The organism is Marinobacter salsuginis (genome assembly GCF_009617755.1).
Classification (GTDB): domain Bacteria; phylum Pseudomonadota; class Gammaproteobacteria; order Pseudomonadales; family Oleiphilaceae; genus Marinobacter; species Marinobacter salsuginis.
Map to the genome: position 1 here is coordinate 227,923 of NZ_BGZH01000003.1, position 15,253 is coordinate 243,175.

At 58.2% G+C, this 15,253-nt stretch carries 12 protein-coding genes; 1 reads left to right on the top strand and 11 read right to left on the bottom strand.

From position 1 onward, the window contains the following. Positions 1 to 12: 12 nt before the first annotated feature. From zipA to GJU83_RS15170, 3 genes are all read right to left on the bottom strand, one after another. Positions 13 to 1,020: a cell division protein ZipA gene (gene zipA / locus GJU83_RS15160; protein ID WP_069185014.1), complete on the bottom strand. Its 1,008-nt coding sequence runs from the start codon at positions 1,018 to 1,020 to the stop codon at positions 13 to 15. Between the two features lie 122 nt (positions 1,021 to 1,142). Continuing rightward, on the bottom strand, positions 1,143 to 4,637 hold the full coding sequence (gene smc, locus GJU83_RS15165) for a chromosome segregation protein SMC (RefSeq protein ID WP_153634636.1): 3,495 nt from the start codon (positions 4,635 to 4,637) through the stop codon (positions 1,143 to 1,145). Between the two features lies 1 nt (position 4,638). Then, positions 4,639 to 5,322: a GntR family transcriptional regulator gene (locus GJU83_RS15170; protein ID WP_064228107.1), complete on the bottom strand. Its 684-nt coding sequence runs from the start codon at positions 5,320 to 5,322 to the stop codon at positions 4,639 to 4,641. Positions 5,323 to 5,607: 285 nt separating this feature from the next. Between GJU83_RS15170 and GJU83_RS15175 the strand changes: the two genes are divergently transcribed. After that, positions 5,608 to 6,534 carry a GGDEF domain-containing protein gene (locus GJU83_RS15175; RefSeq protein WP_069185012.1) on the top strand — a complete coding sequence of 309 codons (927 nt, stop codon included), beginning with the start codon at positions 5,608 to 5,610 and terminating at the stop codon, positions 6,532 to 6,534. Positions 6,535 to 6,537: 3 nt separating this feature from the next. Here the strand turns inward: GJU83_RS15175 and rluB are convergent, their stop codons facing one another. The 8 genes from rluB to odhB all read right to left on the bottom strand — a co-directional run bounded on the left by rluB (position 6,538) and on the right by odhB (position 15,252). After that, positions 6,538 to 7,521, bottom strand: a complete 984-nt coding sequence (rluB, locus tag GJU83_RS15180; protein WP_069185011.1) for a 23S rRNA pseudouridine(2605) synthase RluB — start codon at positions 7,519 to 7,521, stop codon at positions 6,538 to 6,540. A gap of 39 nt (positions 7,522 to 7,560) precedes the next feature. Then, complete coding sequence (scpB, locus tag GJU83_RS15185) at positions 7,561 to 8,199, bottom strand: SMC-Scp complex subunit ScpB (protein WP_069185010.1); 639 nt, start codon at positions 8,197 to 8,199, stop codon at positions 7,561 to 7,563. 42 nt (positions 8,200 to 8,241) lie between these two features. Beyond that, complete coding sequence (locus GJU83_RS15190) at positions 8,242 to 9,075, bottom strand: segregation and condensation protein A (RefSeq protein ID WP_069185009.1); 834 nt, start codon at positions 9,073 to 9,075, stop codon at positions 8,242 to 8,244. Between the two features lie 59 nt (positions 9,076 to 9,134). Beyond that, entirely contained in the window at positions 9,135 to 10,349 is a 1,215-nt protein-coding gene (locus tag GJU83_RS15195; RefSeq protein WP_083231878.1) for a tryptophan--tRNA ligase, read from the bottom strand. Positions 10,350 to 10,469: 120 nt separating this feature from the next. Then, the gene (sucD, locus tag GJU83_RS15200) at positions 10,470 to 11,342 is read right to left on the bottom strand and encodes a succinate--CoA ligase subunit alpha (protein ID WP_064228102.1); all 873 of its coding nucleotides are present in this window, start codon (positions 11,340 to 11,342) and stop codon (positions 10,470 to 10,472) included. Further along, entirely contained in the window at positions 11,342 to 12,508 is a 1,167-nt protein-coding gene (sucC, locus tag GJU83_RS15205) for an ADP-forming succinate--CoA ligase subunit beta (protein ID WP_064228101.1), read from the bottom strand. The genes sucD and sucC overlap by 1 nt, the downstream gene beginning before the upstream one ends. 36 nt (positions 12,509 to 12,544) lie before the next feature. Continuing rightward, the gene (gene lpdA, locus GJU83_RS15210; RefSeq protein ID WP_064228100.1) at positions 12,545 to 13,987 is read right to left on the bottom strand and encodes a dihydrolipoyl dehydrogenase; all 1,443 of its coding nucleotides are present in this window, start codon (positions 13,985 to 13,987) and stop codon (positions 12,545 to 12,547) included. Positions 13,988 to 14,022: 35 nt separating this feature from the next. After that, positions 14,023 to 15,252, bottom strand: coding sequence for a 2-oxoglutarate dehydrogenase complex dihydrolipoyllysine-residue succinyltransferase (gene odhB / locus GJU83_RS15215; RefSeq protein ID WP_069185008.1), 1,230 nt, complete (start codon positions 15,250 to 15,252; stop codon positions 14,023 to 14,025). Between the last annotated feature and the right edge of the window lies 1 nt (position 15,253).

Sequence of the window (15,253 nt, forward strand, 5' to 3'; positions counted from 1 at the left end):
TACCGCCTGGTTTCACACTTTCTGGGAACGTTGCTTACGCTCGAACTCGCGGATTCTCTGGCGGCAGTGCTCGATAGTTTGCGGGGTCATCACGCTTCGGCGCTCGTCTTTCAGTTCCCCGCCAAGGTTACGTACCACTGCCTGGGCGGTTTCGAGCATGAAGTCGAATGCCTGCAGCGCATTGGTGGGCCCCGGCATACTCATGAAAAAGCTGATCCCGGGCGTGGTGAGGGCCGGCATATCCCCGGGTTTGAATGTGCCGGGTTCCACGGCGTTGGCAACACTGAACTGCACAGGGCTGGTGGTATCGGATTCTTCATGGCGGTGGTATATGTCCATGTCTCCGTGCTCCAGACCGCACGCTTCGAACAGCTTCTTCAACGCCGGCCCCTTGAAGTCCTCGTCGCTCTTCGCCAACACGTTGATGACGATCACTTCCCTGGCCTCAGGGCGATTCGCGCCCGCCAGAGGTTGACCGGCCGACGGTCGGGAGGGCTCACGCCGCGCAGTGTCCTCTTCCACTTCGGTCGTGACCGTTGGCGGGACGGCTTCCGCCTCGTCTTCAATGGCGCCCCAGCCGGATTCGAGCTCGGTTTCCTCAGGCTCCTGACTGGAAAGTCCGAAATCGGGCTCCGACTCAACGGACTCTTCGTAGCGCTCAGCCGTCGGTTCGGTTTCCGTTTGTGGATCCGGTTCTGACGATTCGGGCTGCTCCGATTTGGCAGCGGCAGTGACAGGACGGGTCGGCTTGGGTTTCGGAGAACCGAATCGACTGGGCTTTTCGCGCTTCACATAGCCCCGTTCTTCGAGGGTATCGCGGGAAATGGTTCTTGCTCCGCCATTGGGCAACTCGGGGTTGTACTCTTCGTCGAGTGGCGAATCCTCCAGCTCGTCGGCGCCCATACCGGATGAAATCGCCATGGATTCCTTACGGGCGCGCCGCATCCGGCGCACGCCATCAATGACAATGCCGATTATAACCAGGGTACCGATGGCAATTAACCATTCCCTAAGTGACATAGTGCTGCTGTCCTGTTTGCAGATCCCGTAACGTTGCTACTCTAAGAAAAGCCCGTAATGAATACAACGCACACCCGGGCCAGATGGCGTTTTTGTCATGGTTGCCCGAATTCTGAACAGCCTCAAGCCTCCGCGAGGGCTGCGGCTTCGTCCACGTCCACCGACACCAGCCGCGAACATCCCGGTTCATGCATGGTGACCCCCATCAACTGATCCGCCATCTCCATCGCAATCTTGTTGTGGGTAATGTAGATGAACTGAACCTGCTTGGACATTTCTTTGACCATATTGGCATAGCGACCCACGTTGGCATCATCCAACGGTGCATCCACCTCATCCAGCATACAGAAGGGTGCCGGGTTCAGCTGGAAAATCGAGAACACCAAAGCGATCGCCGTGAGGGCCTTTTCGCCACCTGACAACAGATGGATGGTGCTGTTCTTCTTGCCAGGAGGCCGGGCCATGATCGCAACGCCGGTTTCCAGAAGATCCTCGCCGGTAAGCTCCAGATAGGCATTACCACCTCCAAACACCTTCGGGAAGAGCGCCTGGAGGCCACCGTTCACCTGATCGAAGGTTTCCTTGAAGCGTTGACGGGTCTCCCGGTCGATCTTCCGGATCGCATTGTCGAGTGTTTCCAGGGCTTCCATCAGATCTTCGTGCTGGGAATCCAGGTAGGTCTTGCGCTCGCTCTGTACCTGGTACTCCTCGATAGCCGCGAGGTTGATGGCGCCCAGCCGTTGTATCCGGTTGCCGATGCGCTCCAGCTCGTCAGCCCAATCTTTCTCATTCGCACCTTCAGGCAACTGCGAAAGAATGTCCTGGAGTTTTACGTCCAGCTCCTTGAGCTGCTCGATATGATTGCCAGAGCGGATTTCCAGGGCCTGGGATTCCATCTTCAGCTGTTCCAGCCTGGACCGGACTTCCTGGATGCGGTGATCGGTGCCGCTTCGGCCCTGCTCTTTCTCCCGGACCTCACGGTCGATCTCTTCCAGGGCGTCGCGCGCCGCGCCCAGCTTCTCCTCTTCCGCCAATCGGCGATCCAGCAGGCCTTCAAGCTGCATCTGCAGATCTTCAATGGGTTCCTCGGCGCTTTCCCGGGATTCCCTCAGAATCTCCAGTCGCTCATCGATACGCTCTTTCTGCAACTGCATCCGGTCAATTGTCTGCCTCAGACCGTCCCGCTGACTGTGCAGAGTCTGGAGCTGAAGCTGCAACTGATGCGCGTGGTCACGGTCGTGCCGGGCCTCTTGGCGCAGACGGTCGAGGTTCTCGCGCAGGCTGTCCCGCTGCTCGAGAAGCCGCTCTTTTTCTTCATCGCTGTCTTCACTGGACGCCAGCGCCAGCTGCCATTCTTCCCGAGCCTCCTGCAGGCTCTCTTTCTGGCCCTCCAGGTTTTCAGAGACATCCTCGATATCGTCCCGGATTCTCTGCAGACGGGCGTCAATCTGCTCGGCTCGGGCTCGGAGGCCGCTGACCCTGGACGACAGCGAGCTCAGCTCGCGGTCTGCCTCGCTCAAACGGGCCTGGGCCTCATCCCGGGCGGATTCGGAGCGCTCGGCGCGCTCGTGCAATTCGTCCAGTTTCTCGCTGGCCGCCTCCAGTGCTTCCTCAGCCTCTGTCAGTTGCGAAGCCAATTCGGTAACTTTCTTTTGTCGTTCAATCACCCCGACCTGGCCTGCGTCGGAGTCCGGCATCAATACCCAATCCCGGGACACCCAGACGCCTTCCGGGGTCATCAGGCTCTGCCCTTGCTGGAGGCCGGCTCGCATACCCATGGCATCGGAAACCGTTTCCACCGCGTCAATGCCGTGAAGCAACGAGGCAATTCCTGGCACACCGGAAACCTTGGCCGCGAGGCCAGTTGGTCCAGCATTACCAGACGCACCGGCTTCAACGAGTGCCAGGCCCCTTGGCGCTTCTCTCATCGCCGAGGAGAGCTGGTCGATGTCGGGAAGACACAGGCCCTGGGTAAAACGCCCGATAACCTGTTCAACCGCAAACTCCCAGCCATCGGCAATATCGAGCTGGCTGGCTACCCGGGGCATATCGCCCAAATCGTTCCGGGAAAGCCAGGATTGCAGGACATCATCTCCGGCCCCCATCTGTTCATCCAGAAGCGCCTGCTGAGACTCAAGAGAGGCGCGAAGGCTCTGGACCCGTTGGCGCTCCTCCGAGACGGCCTGCTCGGCGTCACGCTGATGCTGCCGGGCGTCGTAGAGCTCATCCTGGATCGCCGCAATGCGCTCAGCCGCTTCCTCGCGTTTCAGCTCCAGTGTTTCTTGCTGGTCCAGCAGCTCCTCAAGTTCCGCCCGATCCATCTGGCCTTCCAGCAATTCCTGCTCATCCTGCAGTTTGCGTTGCCGAGTGAGCAGTTGCTCAATGGCGTCTTCGAGAGAGCGAATCCTGGACTGGGCCAACTCGGCCTGGCGCCGGGCATCCGACGAGCGGGCGCTGAAATCTTCCCATTGGTGCTGCCAGTCGCTCATGGCGTCTTCGGCCTGCTGCAGTTTCTCGCCCGACTCTTCAGAGCGTATCGCCAACGCTTCCTGTTCTGGCTCCATCATGTCCAGCTCTTCCTGGATACCCGCCAGCTTGTCCTCGTCCTGCTCCAGTTCCCTGGCCAGCTCGCGCTGGTTGGCCATGGCCTGGTCCAGTTCCGCGGCCATCTGCCGGCTACGCTCGCGCTGGTGCTCCAGACTCTGTTCGATACGGGCGATATCCGCGCCGGCCTCGTAATAGCGTGCCTGGGCCCGGTTGAAATGTTCGGTCCGTTCCTGATGATTGTCCCGGAGGGATTCGAGAGAGGTCTCAAGGCTGACGCGTTCGGTCAGGTATTTTTCGAGCTCAAGCTCGGTGTCCCGGATCTTGCCCCGCCAGGCCTGCAGGTCATTGTCTAGGGATTGCCAGCGCAGTACCGTCAGTTCGGCTTTCTTCTGGCGCTCCTCCTGCTTGTAAGCCTTGAACTTTTCCGCCGCTGCCGCCTGGCGCTCCAGGTGCTGCAGTTGTCGGCCCAGCTCCTCCCTGAGGTCGGTCAGCCGTTCCAGATTTTCCTGGGTCCGACGGATGCGATTCTCCGTTTCCCGGCGACGTTCCTTGTATTTTGAGATGCCGGCCGCTTCCTCAATGTAGATCCGGAGCTCTTCCGGTTTTGCCTCGATCAGGCGGGAGATCATGCCCTGCTCGATAATGGCGTAGCTCCGCGGGCCAAGGCCAGTCCCCAGGAACAGATCGGTAATGTCCCGGCGCCGGCACTTGGAGCCATTCAGGAAGTATTCGGACTGCCCTTCCCGGGAAACCCGGCGGCGAACGGAGATTTCGTTGAATTTCGCGAATTCACCCGGGGCCGAACCATCGCTGTTATCAAACACCAGTTCAATGGAGGCCTGACCTACCGGCTTTCGTGCGCTGGAGCCGTTGAAGATAACGTCTGTCATGGACTCGCCGCGCAGGTACTTCGCGGAGCTTTCCCCCATCACCCAGCGCACCGCGTCGATGATGTTGGACTTGCCACACCCATTTGGCCCGACCACGGCTGTCATGTTCGATGGGAACGGCACGGTGGTTGGATCAACGAAGGATTTGAAGCCAGCCAGTTTGATGGACTTCAGACGCATATCAGGCGCTCGCCTCCTGCCGGAGAATCGTCAACACCTGCTGCCGCTGGTGTTCACCAAAGGCCTGTATGACCGCTTGCAATCGTTCCGCGTCATCATCAACGGCGGCCTCGGCCAACTGCCGGAAGAAGGTCGCGGTTTCCCCGATTTCTTCCCGAAAGTGCTCCAGCGCCACAAAATAGGTTCGGCTGATGGCCGGCCGGAAGTTCTCGAGAGTCTCCTCAAGAAAAGGGTTCTCAACCAGCCCGTAGGCGTAGCGCATTACCCCGAATCCGGCGTCGATGACCTGCTCGGCAGCGTCTGCGCTGGTCGCGTTGAGGGCGTCAATGACCGCCTGCAGTTCACGGACCTGACCCATGACACCGCCAAGCTCTTTGCCGGACCAACGTTCAAGCACCTTGCGCCCTAGCATGCAGAGAAGATCGATGTAGATATCGTAGAGGCTGTTGACGCTTTCCGGCGTCAGGCTGGAGACAACCGCGCCCCGCCTCGGGAAAATTTCGATCAGATGGCGGCGCTCCAGAATAAGTAGCGCTTCGCGCACAGAGCCACGGCTGACATTCAGTTCACCCGACACTTTCAGTTCCTGAATGCGTTCGCCGGGTTTGAGATCTCGCGTGATGATTCTTTGCCCCAGATGCTGGGCAATTTGTTCAGACAGACTTTCCGGGGCCTGAAACCTCATAAAGTTGGTCACTCATTCCTGAAGACGGCACGATTTCAAACGCAGAAGTTTACCACAGGGAATCTATAGCCCCACCCCTTGTCTGACATTTTGAGCGGTCAGGAACGCATCACGGCAAATCACTGCCGGTTTTTTGACAGCAATTCCTGAACTACCGCTGAAAAATCATAAATTGAGTGAAAAATAGTTCATTAGCATCTGTTTTTGTTGTTATTTTTTAAGTAGGCACGGTTTCTGCTTTTGACCCCGAAAGCACTGTAAATTTCTGCGACAGAGTGAACCGTAGTGAAAAACATACCGTCGATCCATCAGTCTCCTTCCCAGCCCCAGAAACTGGCTGCGCTGCGTCAGGCACATCAGGACTGGACCAATACGCCGGATGTGCTCGCAAGACTGACACGACGGCTCTCGACTACCCTGTCGCTGGAGCAACAGCTGGCCATCCTGGCCGAAGAACTGGTCGCCATTATCCCGTTCAGTTCCCTCAACTACCGCCACCGGATCGGTAAACAGGATTTCGTCTATGCCACCGGAATGGGCGGCCCGCACCGCTGCGAGTATCGTCTGAGCCTTGAGGGAGTCAATTACGGGACTCTTGTGCTGCAACGCCGTCAGAGGTTCACCGAACAGGAGCTTGAAGGCATCGAGATAATTCTGGGCGCGGCCATCTGCCCGATTCGTAACGCCTGCCAGTACGTCGCCATTGAGCAGGCGTCTCTGACCGATTCCCTGACCGGCATTCCCAACAAACGCGCCCTGGATGACGCGCTTCAGCGCTCCAGCCTGTTGTCGGAAAGACATGGCGAACCATATTCACTTGTGCTCTGCGACCTGGATCATTTCAAAACGATCAACGACACACACGGTCACGTGGTAGGCGACCATATTCTGCAAATCGCGGCGGCGGAGATCGAGAAGTCCATCCGCACATCTGATTCAGTGTATCGCTTTGGTGGCGAGGAATTTGCCATCCTGCTGCCGCATACCTTGGAGCAGGATGCAAAAGATGTGGCGGAGCGGGTTCGCAAAGCGATCGCGGCCATCCGGGTGGATGGCGGAGAAAAGGAGCTGAAAGTCACAACCAGCTGTGGCGTTGCTACGTTTCTGCCCCAGGAAGCCCCGCAGGCCTGGCTAGCCAGGGCTGACGAAGCGCTCTATCGTGCCAAACACCAGGGTCGTAACTGCACCCGGGTGTTTGCCACCATTTCGTGACGCTTAACCCCGCGGCGTCTTGCTTCGGGCTCTCTCTGGCCTGGGAGTCCGCCCGGCGGGCCTGGCGGGCTTGGTGTCGCTGACCGCCCATTTATTGCCAGGAGTTTTCTTTCCGGACCGGCCAGGGCTCTTGCGCCTCTGGCGATCATGGGCTGCCTTTTCGTTTGGCGTTTTCTGGGGAATCTCGACCGACTCGAGACCAACGGTTCGACTGAGGGTATCTACCGCCCGCTGATCCAGCTCTTCCCATTTTCCCACGGTCAGCCTGCTTGGCAGGAAGATCGGCCCGTAACGCACGCGTTTCAGCCGACTGACTCGAACGCCCTGGGATTCCCACAGGCGACGCACCTCCCGATTGCGCCCTTCCAGCAGGGTAACGTGGAACCAGCGATTCATACCGCTGCCACCGGCCGGAGAGATATCGGTGAACTTGGCCATGCCATCTTCCAGGAGAACGCCCTGAAGCAGTCGCTCGATCATGGCGTCGTCCACTTCCCCGAAAATCCGCACTGCGTATTCCCGGTCAATCTGGTTGGACGGATGCATCAGGCGGTTCGCCAATTCACCGTCTGTAGTAAACAGCACCAGGCCGGTGGTGTTGATATCAAGCCGACCAATGGAGATCCACCGATGCTCTTTAAGGCGTGGCAAACGATCAAACACCGTCGGTCTGCCCTCAGGGTCCTTTCGGGTCGTGACCTCGCCCTCGGGCTTGTTATAAATCAGCACCCGTCGCATCACTTCAGCCGCGCCGGACACTTCCAGTCGTTTGCCATCGAGCTCGAAACGGTCCTCGACGGACGCCTTCTGCCCTGGTGCCACCGGTTGTCCATTGACCAGGAGACGACCGGCTTCCATCCAGCCCTCGATTTCCCGGCGCGAACCAACACCTGCCCGGGCGAGCAATTTCTGAATACGCTCAGGGCCGCCCTGACTGGCTGGGTCACGGGCGGGTCTGGCTGGTTTGTTGGGGCGTTCTGCCGCCATGTAATCAATCCTTAGTTTCTGACTGACACCCGAATGGCGTCAGTGAAGTGTCTGGCTCGAAGATTCGTCGTCGTTCTCGGCAGTCGTGGATTCGAACTCGATCTCACCCTGCATGTTCTTTTCAATTTCCCGGCCGATTTCTTCAAGATCGCGGACTTCATTCAGGGGCGGTAGCTGGTCCAGGCCCGTGAGATTAAAGTAATCCAGGAATTGTTTCGTGGTCGCGTACATGGCCGGCCGCCCCGGGACATCCCGATGCCCAACGACGCGCACCCACTCTCGCTCAAGCAGTGTACGAATGATATTGCTGCTTACCGTAACACCCCGGATGTCCTCGATTTCACCCCGGGTGATGGGCTGTCGGTAAGCAATCAGTGCCAGGGTCTCCAGCAAGGCCCGTGAATAACGCTGGGGCTTTTCCTCGAACAGTCGACCCACCCAGGGCGCATACTCCTCACGCACCTGGAGTCGGTAGCCACTGGCGACCTTTTTCAGCTCGAAGCCTCGCCCTTCACAGGCCGCTTCAAGAAGCACCATGACGTGCTCCATGACCTGTCGCGCCGGCCGCTCCCCTTCACTGAACAATTCCCGCAGCTGGTCAAGAGACAGCGGTTTGCCCGCCGCCAGCAGGGCGGCCTCGGCAATTGCCTGGATTCTCAGCAGGTGCTCTTCGTTCATGGTGTCTGATCCGTATTTCCGTGCTTCCGACTTCCAGGGGCCCTAACTTGCCGCCCTGGCGCGAACATGAATCGGCCCGAGAACTTCCGCCTGAACCACCTCGATCAACTGCTCCTTGACCAGCTCAAGCGTCGCCAGGAAGGTTACAACAACCCCCAGCCGCCCCTCTTCGACCGTGAACAGGCTCTCAAAGGTCACAAAATGGTCATCCTGAAGCACCGAAAGGATTGCCGACATGCGTTCACGGGTGGACAGCTTCTCACGCTCAACATGGTGACTGGTGAACAGGTCTGCGCGCTGTAAAACACCCTGAAGGGCCAGCAGCATCTCCCTCAGATCCACATCGGGATGGGGCTGACTTGACGGCATCCTGGGCAGGGCGGCCGAGGCTGCGAAGTTATCCCGCTCCAGCCGCGGCAGTTCGTCGATATCCTCGGCGGCCTGCTTGAACCGTTCGTACTGCTGAAGCCGACGAATCAGTTCGGCACGAGGATCGACCTCTTCTTCATCGTCGCTTTCCTGGCGAGGTAACAGCATCCGCGATTTGATTTCCGCCAGGGTGGCCGCCATCACCAGGTATTCGGCAGCCAGTTCAAAGCGCATGGCCTCGACGGCACCGATGTAATCCATGTACTGCCGGGTAATCTCGCTGACGTCGATGTCCAGAATGTTCATGTTCTGGCGACGTATGAGGTACAGCAGAAGGTCCAGCGGGCCTTCAAACGCTGCAAGGAAGACCGCCAGGGCATCCGGCGGAATGTACAGGTCCTTGGGAAGATCCACCACCGGCTTGCCGGACACCAGCGCCAGGGGCGATTGCTCCGGGCCGGCGTCCTGAGCTTCCGGCGTCGCCTGATCGGTGGATTCTTCGGTCATAACCTTTCTCTCCGGATCGGTCCCGCGGCTCTGTGCCCGCGGCACCGATTCCTGCGGATTCAGCGGTAATGAAGCCCCATGGCCGCCCGGACTTCCTCAAGGGTATCTCTGGCAGCATCGCGGGCGTGTTCGCGACCTTCCTGGAGAATGGAATGAACCAGGTCCGGGTTGCCCTCATACTCACGCGCGCGCTCGTGGAGCGGTCGCTGCTCTTCTACAATCGCGTCAATCAACGGCTTCTTGCAATCAAGGCAGCCAATGCCGGCACTGCGACAACCGGTCTGTACCCACTCCTGGGTGTCCGCGTCCGAATAGATCTTGTGCATCCCCCACACCGGGCATTTCTCGGGTTCACCCGGATCCGTACGGCGGACTCGCTGGGGATCGGTTTGCATGGTGCGGACCTTCTGGGCAACGCTGTCCGGCTCCTCCCGCAGTCCAATATAGTTGTTGTAGGACTTGGACATTTTCTGCCCATCCAGACCAGGCAACTTGGACTCCGGTGTCAGCAGCGGCTGCGGCTCTGGCAGAATCACCTTGCCACCACCCTCGATGTAGCCGTACAAACGTTCGCGATCGCCCAGGGAGATGTTCTGCTGTTCTTTCAACAGCGCACGAGCAGTTTCCAGGGCGTCCATGTCGCCCTCTTCCTGGTACCGCTTCTTCAGATTGCGGTACAGCTTGGCGTTTTTCTTGCCCATCTTCACGATGGCGCCTTCTGCCTGCTCCTCGAATCCGGGCTCACGACCGTAGATATGGTTGAACCGACGGGCAATCTCCCGGGTGATTTCAACATGGGACACCTGATCGGCACCGACCGGTACCTTCCCTGCCCGGTAAACCAGAATGTCTGCACTCTGAAGCAACGGGTAACCCAGAAATCCGTAGGTCGCCAGATCCTTCTCCCGCAGTTTCTCCTGCTGGTCCTTGAAGGTCGGCACACGTTCCAGCCAACCGAGAGGCGTAATCATCGACAGCAACAGGTGCAATTCTGCGTGCTCGGGTACCTGTGACTGAATAAACATGGTGGACGAACCCGGGTTCACACCGGCCGCCAGCCAGTCAATGACCATGTCCCAGACGCTCTGCTCAATGCCAGAGGGGTCGTCATAGTTGGTGGTCAGGGCGTGCCAGTCCGCCACAAAGAAAAAGCATTCGAATTCATGCTGGAGTTTAACCCAGTTTTTCAGCACACCGTGGTAGTGGCCAAGGTGAAGCTTGCCGGTCGGACGCATGCCGGACAAAACCCTTTGCTGGGAATCTACAGAACTCAAAGCACGAACTCCTTATTTGATATTGGAACCGCCATCATAGTTCAGGCGACCCGGCATTATAAATAAAAAACCCCCGCTCTGCAGGGCAGAAACGGGGGTTTTTGCTGAAAGAAGGCCAGCTTACCAGCCAGTGACTTCCTTCAGGGCCTGGCCGATCTCGGCCAGACTGCGGACGGTGCGAACGCCAGCGTCTTCCAGGGCGGCAAACTTCTCGTCTGCAGTACCCTTACCACCGGAGATGATGGCGCCAGCGTGGCCCATGCGTTTGCCCGGAGGCGCAGTAACACCAGCGATGTAGGAAACCACCGGCTTGGTGACGTTCTGCTTGATGTAGGCCGCGGCTTCTTCTTCGGCGGTACCGCCGATCTCACCAATCATCACAATGGCTTCAGTCTCAGGATCTTCCTGCAGCAGGGCCAGAATGTCGATGAAGTTGGAGCCCGGGATCGGGTCGCCACCGATACCGATACAGGTGGACTGACCGTAGCCGAAGTCGGTGGTCTGCTTGACCGCTTCGTAAGTCAGGGTACCTGAACGGGACACGATACCAACCTTGCCCTTCTTGTGGATGTGGCCAGGCATGATGCCGATCTTGCACTCGTCCGGAGTGATAACACCCGGGCAGTTAGGACCAATCATTCGAACGCCCTTGCGATCCACGTATTCCTTGGCGTACAGCATATCGATGGTCGGGATACCTTCAGTGATACAGACGATCAGCTGAATGCCGGCATCCGCGGCTTCGATAATAGCGTCTTTACAGAAAGGCGCCGGTACGTAGATAACGGTCGCCTCTGCGCCGGTTGCTTCAACGGCGTCACGAACGGTGTTGAACACCGGAAGGCCGAGGTGCTCAGTGCCACCCTTGCCGGGGCTAACGCCGCCAACCATCTTGGTGCCATAGGCAATCGCCTGCTCTGAGTGGAAGGTGCCCTGCGCGCCGGTAAAGCCCTGACAGATAACCTTGGTGTCTTTGTTAATCAGGATGCTCATTATTTACCCCCTGCGGCTTTAACAACTTGCTCTGCCGCATTCGACAGACTGGTAGCGGCAATGATGTTCAGGCCGCTATCGGCGAGTACCTGAGTACCCTTCTCCGCGTTGTTGCCTTCAAGGCGAACCACAACAGGAACCTTGACGCCGACTTCCTTCACGGCACCGATGATGCCTTCTGCAATCATGTCGCAACGAACGATACCGCCGAAGATGTTGACCAGAACCGCCTTGACGTTGGAGTCAGACAGGATGATCTTGAATGCTTCGGAAACACGCTCCTTGGTTGCACCGCCACCAACGTCCAGGAAGTTGGCAGGCTGGCCGCCAGAAAGCTTGATGATGTCCATGGTGCCCATTGCCAGACCAGCACCGTTGACCATGCAGCCAATGTTGCCTTCCAGGGCCACATAGTTGAGCTCCCACTTGGCCGCTTCCGCTTCCCGGGAATCTTCCTGGGAGGGATCGTGCATCTCGTGGATCTTCTTCTGGCGATACAGCGCGTTACCGTCAACACCGACTTTGGCGTCCAGGCAGTGCAGATCACCGGCCGGCGTGATAACCAGCGGGTTGATCTCTACCAGCGCGAGGTCGCACTCTTCGAACAGCTTGGCCAGGCCAATGAAAATCTTGGTGAACTGACCGATCTGCTTGCCTTCCAGGCCAAGCTTGAACGCAAGCTCGCGGCCCTGGTAAGGCTGTGCGCCTACCAGTGGGTCGATTTCGGCTTTCAGGATCTTCTCGGGCGTCTCTTCGGCAACCTTCTCGATCTCAACACCGCCTTCGGTGGAGGCCATGAACACGATGCGACGGGTGCCACGGTCAACGACCGCGCCCAGGTACAGTTCCTGGTCGATGTCGGTGAGGGATTCAACCAGAATCTTGCTGACCGGCTGGCCATTTTCATCAGTCTGGTAGGTTACCAGGTTCTTGCCCAACCACTTTTCGGCAAACTCACGGATCTCGTCTTTGCTTTTAACCAGCTTAACGCCACCAGCCTTACCACGGCCGCCTGCGTGCACCTGGGCCTTCACTACCCAACCATCACCGCCGATTTCGTCAGCAGCTGCTACTGCTTCCTTGGGAGTATCACAGGCAATGCCTTTGGATACGGGCAGGCCATATTCAGCGAAAAGCTGCTTGCCCTGATATTCATGCAAATTCATAGTTAATGTCCCGAATTAAAAAATTCCTGGTTTGCGTTACTTCTTCTTGCGGCGGTTGGCGATATGAATCGCGCCACCACCGACGGCCAGAGCTGCTTCGTGCACGGACTCGGACAGAGTCGGATGTGCAAAGCAGGTCAGGGCCAGATCTTCGGCGCTGGAACCGAATTCCATGGCGATTACGCCCTGGGCAACGATTTCAGAGGCCTGGGGACCAACTACATGGAAACCGACAATGCGGTCAGTTTTTGCGTCGGCAATGATCTTGACCAGACCGGACGCCGAGTTTGCAGCCATGGCACGACCGTTGGCCGCAAACGGGAAGGTACCTACGTTGTACTCTTCACCCTCTGCCTTCATCTGCTCTTCGGTTTTGCCAACCCAGGCAACTTCCGGCGAGGTGTAGATCACGTTGGGGATGCAGTCGTAGTTGACCTGGGGCTTGTGCCCGGCAATGCGCTCGGCAACCATGATGCCCTCTTCGGACGCCTTGTGGGCCAGCATTGGGCCGCGGACCACGTCACCGATAGCCCAGACACCCGGCGCCTCGGTCTTGCAGTTGTCATCCACGAAGATGAAACCGCGCTCGTCCATCTGCACACCGGAATCCTCGGAAAGCAGGTTATCGGTGTACGGACGACGTCCAACGGCAACAATCAGCTTGTCAAACTTGGCTTCTTGCTTGCCCTTGGAATCTTCATAGGTAACGTTGACCAGCTTGCGTTTGACTTCAGCGCCGGTCATGCGAGCACCCATGACGATGTTCAGACCCTGCTTCTGGAACTGCTTGAGTGCGTCCTTGGCAACCTGCTGATCCACCGCCGGCAGGAAGGTATCCACCGCTTCAAGGACCGTCACCTCGGAGCCCAGACGTGCCCAGACGCTGCCAAGCTCCAGGCCGATAACACCGGCACCGATCACACCCAGACGCTTGGGCACTTCGGTGAACTCAAGGGCTCCCTCGGAATCCACAATGTACTCGCCATCGAACGGCGCAGGCGGAATCTGGATCGGCTTGGAACCAGTGGCCAGAATGATGTTTTCGGCTTCGTAGGTCTTGGACTTGCCGTCCTTGTCAGTTACTTCCACTTTGCGGTTGGCGAGCAACTTGCCGTGGCCGTGGATGGAGGTAACGCCGTTGGACTTGAACAGGCCGGCGATACCGCCGGTCAGCTGCTTCACGATACCAGCCTTGCGCTCCATCATCTTGCCGATGTCCATCTTGACATCCTTGGCGATGATGCCCTGCATCTCGTAATCGTGGGTGGTTTCCTCAAACTTGTGGGAAATCTCCAGCAGTGCCTTGGAGGGAATACAGCCCACGTTCAGGCAGGTACCGCCAAGTACCTGCGCCTTGCCGTCTTCGGCGGTCCAGGATTCGACACACGCGGTCTTGAGACCCAGCTGGGCAGCCTTGATGGCAGCAACATAGCCGCCCGGGCCCGCACCAATAACAATGACGTCGTATTTATCAGACATAGTTAATCCCGTTTTCCGATACGTTTAAAGTCGACTCAGACGTCCAGCAGAATACGTGCCGGGTCTTCAAGCATTTCCTTGATGGCAACGAGGAACTGCACCGCTTCCTTGCCATCAATCATTCGGTGGTCGTAAGAAAGCGCCAGGTACATCATCGGCAGAATTTCCACCTTGCCGTTCACGGCCATCGGACGCTCCTGAATCTTGTGCATGCCCAGGATTGCAGTCTGTGGCGGGTTCAGGATCGGTGTGGAAATCAGCGAGCCGAAGATGCCGCCGTTGGTAATCGTAAAGGTACCACCGGTCATGTCTTCAATGGCCAGCTTGCCCTCTTTCGCCTTGGTGCCGTATTCAACGATCTTCTTCTCGATGTCGGCCAGGCCCATGGCGTCGGAATCGCGGAGTACCGGAACGACCAGACCACGATCCGTGGATACGGCCACGCCGATATCCTGGTAACCGTGGTAAACCATGTCGTTACCATCAATGGACGCGTTCACCGCGGGGAACCGCTTCAGGGCTTCGGTGGCCGCCTTGGTGAAGAAGGACATGAAACCAAGCTTGATACCATGACGCTTTACAAAGCTCTCCTGGTACTGCTTGCGCAGTTCCATGATCGGCGCCATGTTCACCTCGTTGAAGGTGGTCAGCATGGCTGCGCTCTGCTGCGCGTTGACCAGACGCTTGGCGATGCTCGCACGCAGGCGGGTCATCGGCACGCGCTTCTCTGGACGTTCGCCCTGGCTGACGCTCACTTCCGGCATACCCGCCGCAGGCTGGGGCGCGGAAGCACCACCGGAGGACTTGGCACTGTCCACGTGGTTCTGAACGTCTTCCTTGGTTACACGGCCATCTTTGCCGGTACCCTGGATGCTGTTCGGATCAACGTTGTTTTCCTCGGCCAGCTTACGCGCTGCCGGGCTCAGAATCGCTTCGCCGGAAGCGGCTTCACTCTTGGCCTCTTCTTTCGGAGCCTCTTCCTTGGCCTCTTCTTTCTTGCCCTCGGCAGGCTTGGCCTCGCCCTTGGCACCTTCCTTGAACTTGCCGACTACCTCACCACTTTCAACGGTATCGCCTTCGTTCTTGATGATTTCTTCGATCACGCCGTCAGCAGGCGCAACCACCTCAAGAACGACCTTGTCGGTCTCGATATCGACAATCAGCTCGTCACGGGAGCAGGCTTCACCCGGCTGTTTGTGCCAGGTCGCGACAGTACCTTCCGCGACCGACTCCGGGAAAACGGGGGCTTTAATCTCAGTTGACATT

Excerpts from the sequence above, each read along its gene's own strand:
- rluB (WP_069185011.1), bottom strand. The coding sequence starts at position 7,521 with ATGGCGGCAGAACGCCCCAACAAACCAGCCAGACCCGCCCGTGACCCA.
- GJU83_RS15190 (WP_069185009.1), bottom strand. The coding sequence starts at position 9,075 with ATGACCGAAGAATCCACCGATCAGGCGACGCCGGAAGCTCAGGACGCC.
- GJU83_RS15170 (WP_064228107.1), bottom strand. The coding sequence starts at position 5,322 with ATGAGGTTTCAGGCCCCGGAAAGTCTGTCTGAACAAATTGCCCAGCAT.
- odhB (WP_069185008.1), bottom strand. The coding sequence starts at position 15,252 with ATGTCAACTGAGATTAAAGCCCCCGTTTTCCCGGAGTCGGTCGCGGAA.
- smc (WP_153634636.1), bottom strand. The coding sequence starts at position 4,637 with ATGCGTCTGAAGTCCATCAAACTGGCTGGCTTCAAATCCTTCGTTGAT.
- scpB (WP_069185010.1), bottom strand. The coding sequence starts at position 8,199 with ATGAACGAAGAGCACCTGCTGAGAATCCAGGCAATTGCCGAGGCCGCC.
- lpdA (WP_064228100.1), bottom strand. The coding sequence starts at position 13,987 with ATGTCTGATAAATACGACGTCATTGTTATTGGTGCGGGCCCGGGCGGC.
- zipA (WP_069185014.1), bottom strand. The coding sequence starts at position 1,020 with ATGTCACTTAGGGAATGGTTAATTGCCATCGGTACCCTGGTTATAATC.
- sucC (WP_064228101.1), bottom strand. The coding sequence starts at position 12,508 with ATGAATTTGCATGAATATCAGGGCAAGCAGCTTTTCGCTGAATATGGC.
- sucD (WP_064228102.1), bottom strand. The coding sequence starts at position 11,342 with ATGAGCATCCTGATTAACAAAGACACCAAGGTTATCTGTCAGGGCTTT.